At 65.5% G+C, this 3466-nt stretch carries 6 protein-coding genes; 3 read left to right on the top strand and 3 right to left on the bottom strand.

Annotated elements, in window-relative coordinates; genetic code table 11:
• Positions 1-38: 38 nt before the first annotated feature.
• The 3 genes from ACNPM8_RS18170 to ACNPM8_RS18160 are packed head-to-tail and all read right to left on the bottom strand — an operon-like array spanning position 39 to position 1378.
• Positions 39-476, bottom strand: coding sequence for a DoxX family protein (locus ACNPM8_RS18170; RefSeq protein WP_448940396.1), 438 nt, complete (start codon positions 474-476; stop codon positions 39-41).
• Complete coding sequence (locus tag ACNPM8_RS18165) at positions 469-891, bottom strand: organic hydroperoxide resistance protein (RefSeq protein WP_105658061.1); 423 nt, start codon at positions 889-891, stop codon at positions 469-471. The genes ACNPM8_RS18170 and ACNPM8_RS18165 overlap by 8 nt, the downstream gene beginning before the upstream one ends.
• A gap of 34 nt (positions 892-925) precedes the next feature.
• Positions 926-1378: a MarR family winged helix-turn-helix transcriptional regulator gene (locus tag ACNPM8_RS18160; RefSeq protein ID WP_400290915.1), complete on the bottom strand. Its 453-nt coding sequence runs from the start codon at positions 1376-1378 to the stop codon at positions 926-928.
• A gap of 230 nt (positions 1379-1608) precedes the next feature.
• Here ACNPM8_RS18160 and ACNPM8_RS18155 point away from each other — a divergent pair, with 230 nt between their 5' ends.
• The 3 genes from ACNPM8_RS18155 (at position 1609) to ACNPM8_RS18145 (ending at position 3421) form a co-directional block, all read left to right on the top strand.
• A complete protein-coding gene (locus ACNPM8_RS18155) occupies positions 1609-2049 on the top strand; it encodes a DUF6153 family protein (protein ID WP_448940395.1) in 441 nt (146 codons plus the stop codon).
• Positions 2050-2142: 93 nt separating this feature from the next.
• Complete coding sequence (locus tag ACNPM8_RS18150; protein ID WP_448940394.1) at positions 2143-2748, top strand: DUF305 domain-containing protein; 606 nt, start codon at positions 2143-2145, stop codon at positions 2746-2748.
• Between the two features lie 34 nt (positions 2749-2782).
• On the top strand, positions 2783-3421 hold the full coding sequence (locus tag ACNPM8_RS18145; RefSeq protein WP_448940393.1) for a CueP family metal-binding protein: 639 nt from the start codon (positions 2783-2785) through the stop codon (positions 3419-3421).
• Positions 3422-3466: the final 45 nt, after the last annotated feature.

The following is a 3466-nucleotide window of genomic DNA, read 5'->3' as shown; positions in this document are numbered from 1 at the left end:
ATGCCCGATACCCCGCTGTGCGCACGTGGCTGGCGTTGCTAGGCCTTGGACCGAAGCTGGGCCCGGTCCCGCCATGCGGCGGTGCTCCACAGTGCGAGCGCTACCAGCGCTGGCTGGAAGAAGAGCCGGGCAAGCCGTTTCCCGTCGGTGTCCAGGCCGAACGCGTCGCGTCCCTCCTGCCACTGGGCGAGATTGCCGGGGAACACCGCGACGAAGAAGAGCGCGGCGATCCAGCCCACGGCGACCCGCTTCTTGAGCAGCGCCAGCAGGGAAAGTCCCAGGCCGATTTCGGCGACACCGGAAAGGATGACCGTCAGGTCCGGATCCAGCGGGACGAAGTCCGGGACCTGGGCGCGGAATTCCTCGCGGGCAAAGGTCAGGTGGCTGACCCCGGCGAAGCCCAGGAATGCCCCGAGCGCACTCCGTGCGCCGTGCCGGGCAATTCCCAGGGGTTTCGCCGCGGGAGACCTAGTCATCGCTGACGCTGACCAGGACATCGATGTTGCCGCGGGTGGCATTGGAGTAGGGGCAGACCTGGTGGGCCGCGTCGGCCAGTTCCTGGGCCAGCGCAGGTTCCATGCCGGGAATGATGACTTCCAGCTCAACCGAGAGCTTGAACCCGTTCTCTCCGTCGCGGTTCAGGTGGACTCGGCCGCCGACGCTGGAGTCCTCGATCTTGACCTTGCGGCCGCGCGCCACCATATTCAATGCCGAGTGGAAGCAGGCGGCGTAGCCCGCTGCGAACAGCTGTTCCGGGTTGGTGCCGGCTCCCGAGCCGCCCAGCTCTGCCGGGGAGGCCAGGGCCAGATCGAGCTTGCCGTCCGGGGTCTGGACGCGGCCTTCGCGGCCTTGGCCGGTGGACAGGGATTCAGCGGTGTACAGGGTTTCCATGAAATTGCCTTTCGATGAGGGGGAAATCTGGTAGCTATTTTCCGGAGGGTTGGTCGGGAGCGGGGATTTGCTGCATGGAGGCCGTGATGCGGTGCAGGGATGCCAGCAGCGCTTTGGCGCTTTCCATATCCGGCAACCCGGTGCCGCAGGCGATCTGCGCCGGGATATGCGCCAGTTCCTTGCGCAGGGATACGCCAGCGGGGGTCAGGCGGACGTTGACGACGCGGCTGTCCTTGTCATCGCGTTGGCGTTCGATGAAGTCCTTCTGTTCCAGCCGGCGCAGCAGCGGGGACAGGGTCCCGGAGTCCAGCTGGAGCATCTCGCCGATTTCGCGCACCGGCTTATCGCCTTCGGACCACAGTGCAACGAGCACCAGGTACTGGGTGTAAGTCAGCTGCCAAGGGGCGAGCAGCTCGGTATATGCGCGGGTGGTGGCCCGGCTGGCCGAGTAGAGGGAGAAGCACACCATGTCGTCAACTATTGCCATGGAATAATGATTGCACGCAATTCAATTGTGCGCAACTTAAATTATTGATTCGCCAGGCACGGCGCTGCGCGGAGCGCAGAACGGGGGCTTGGAATCGGATTTGGAATTGGAGCCGGACCGGCACTGGAATCGCGGAAAGCGACGGGTCGGAGCACCGGCAGGGATCTTGTCCCGCCGGCTGATGGGGTCATGTTTCGCGCCCTTGCGGTGGCGTCGCTAAGCTGGGAGCCATGAGCATCGGCAACTACCAGGCGAAGGCCGGAGGGCGCACCTGCCCCCGCCTGGCGGTATTCCGCTCGCTGCTGCTGATCAGTGCGGTGCTTTTCGGCTTGTTCTCGATGCATGTGATGCATCATGGAGTCTCGGCGCAATCCCCGGCCCCAGCCCCGGTCGCGCAGGCGCATCCGGCTCACACCCAGCCCGCGCACCATGCTCCGACAGCCGATGCGGGCGGCGGGGAGCAGGGCTGCACCGACTGCCCGATGGGCCATGAGATGGCCGCCGCCGGTTGCGTCCTGGCGTTGCTGGCCATGCTGCTGTTCCTGCGGCCGCCGCAGACTGTAGCCGTTCTCCGGGCGGTGTTTCCGCGGACCTTGTGCGCGGCATCGGAACTGCGGGGGATCGCACCGGATAAACCCGATCTGGTTGCGTTGGGGATCTGCCGAAGGTGAGAGCTTGGCCGGTCGATGCACTGGCCTCCAGCTAGTTCCGGCGCCGCCGCAGGCGGGCGCCGCTCACGTTCCAGATCCACCAGGAGAATCACCATGAACAAGCAGACCCTCATTTCCAGCGCCCTCGTACTGGGTGCAACGCTCGCCCTCGCCGGATGCGCAGGGGAACCATCAAGCACCGAGGCGCCCAGCGCCTCGGCCTCCGGTTCGCACTCCGGGCATTCCATGGACCAGTCCGCATCGGCCAACGACGCCGATATGGCCTTCGCCGCGGGCATGAAGGTGCACCACGAACAGGCGATCGAGATGTCCGGCATCCTGCTGGGCAAATCCGGGATTCCCGCCGAGGTGGCATCCCTGGCCGAAAGGATCCAGGCGGCGCAAGCCCCGGAGATCGAACGCATGGACCGCTGGCTTTCCGAGTGGAATATGCCCGGCGGGATGGATCACGGGAGCATGGACCACGGCGACGGGATGGTCCCGGAGGAAGGCATCACGGCGCTGGAAGACGCGACCGGCTCCGACGCTGCCCGGCTCTTTCTTGAGCAGATGATCATGCACCACGAAGGCGCCGTGGAGATGTCCAAGACCGAGATCAGCGAGGGAAGCTACCCGGCGGCCCTCGACCTGGCCCAGCAGATCGTTGATTCCCAGACCAGGGAAATCAATGAGATGAAGCAGCTGCTTGAGACGCTGTAGCCCGGAAATGGAGACAGGAAGATTGGGAGTGGGCATGTCCGAGAAATTTGCCGGCGGCAAGAGCTACCGTGCCCGCATTGCGGCCACGGGCGCCGGTTCGCTGCTCGCGCTGGCCGTGCTGGCCGGATGCAGCACCGCTGCGGCACCCGTTGCGCAGCCCGAGCCTACGGTGGTTGCAGCAGAGGACACCGGTCAGTTCCTCGCCGACCTTGGACTGGAAGGACTCGACGCCAAGGCGGCCATCGACCGGCTCGATCGCTTGCCGCAGGAGCAGCGGCCGGAGAACTTCACTGCCATGGTGCAGCCAACGCAGCTGGTGCTGGCCGATGCGTCGGGACGCACCGCGAACCTGCCGCTGCCGGAAGGCCAGTACTATCTTTCGGCCGCGCCCTATGTGGACCAGACGCACAGCTGCCATTTCCATAGCCTCACCACCTGCCTTGGGCAGCTGCAAGGCAGGCAGATGGAGGTCAAGGCCGTGAACGCCGAGACCGGCGAGGTGCTGGTGGACCAGGGCATGGAAACCTTCGACAACGGATTCATCGGCCTCTGGGTTCCGCGGGGAATCACGCTGGACCTTGAATTCACCTACCAGGGGAAGAGCGCCAAGACCACGGTGTCTACCGCCGGGCAGTCCAGCGCAACCTGCCTGACGGAGCTGCGGCTGGTCTAGGGCCAGCGGTCGCGGACAGCGCGCAAACGGACTCGGGGGGGGAAC

The organism is Glutamicibacter sp. AGC46 (genome assembly GCF_053543715.1).
The sequence above is the reverse complement of the archived record's forward strand: the minus strand, read 5'-3'. Positions and strand labels throughout refer to the sequence as shown.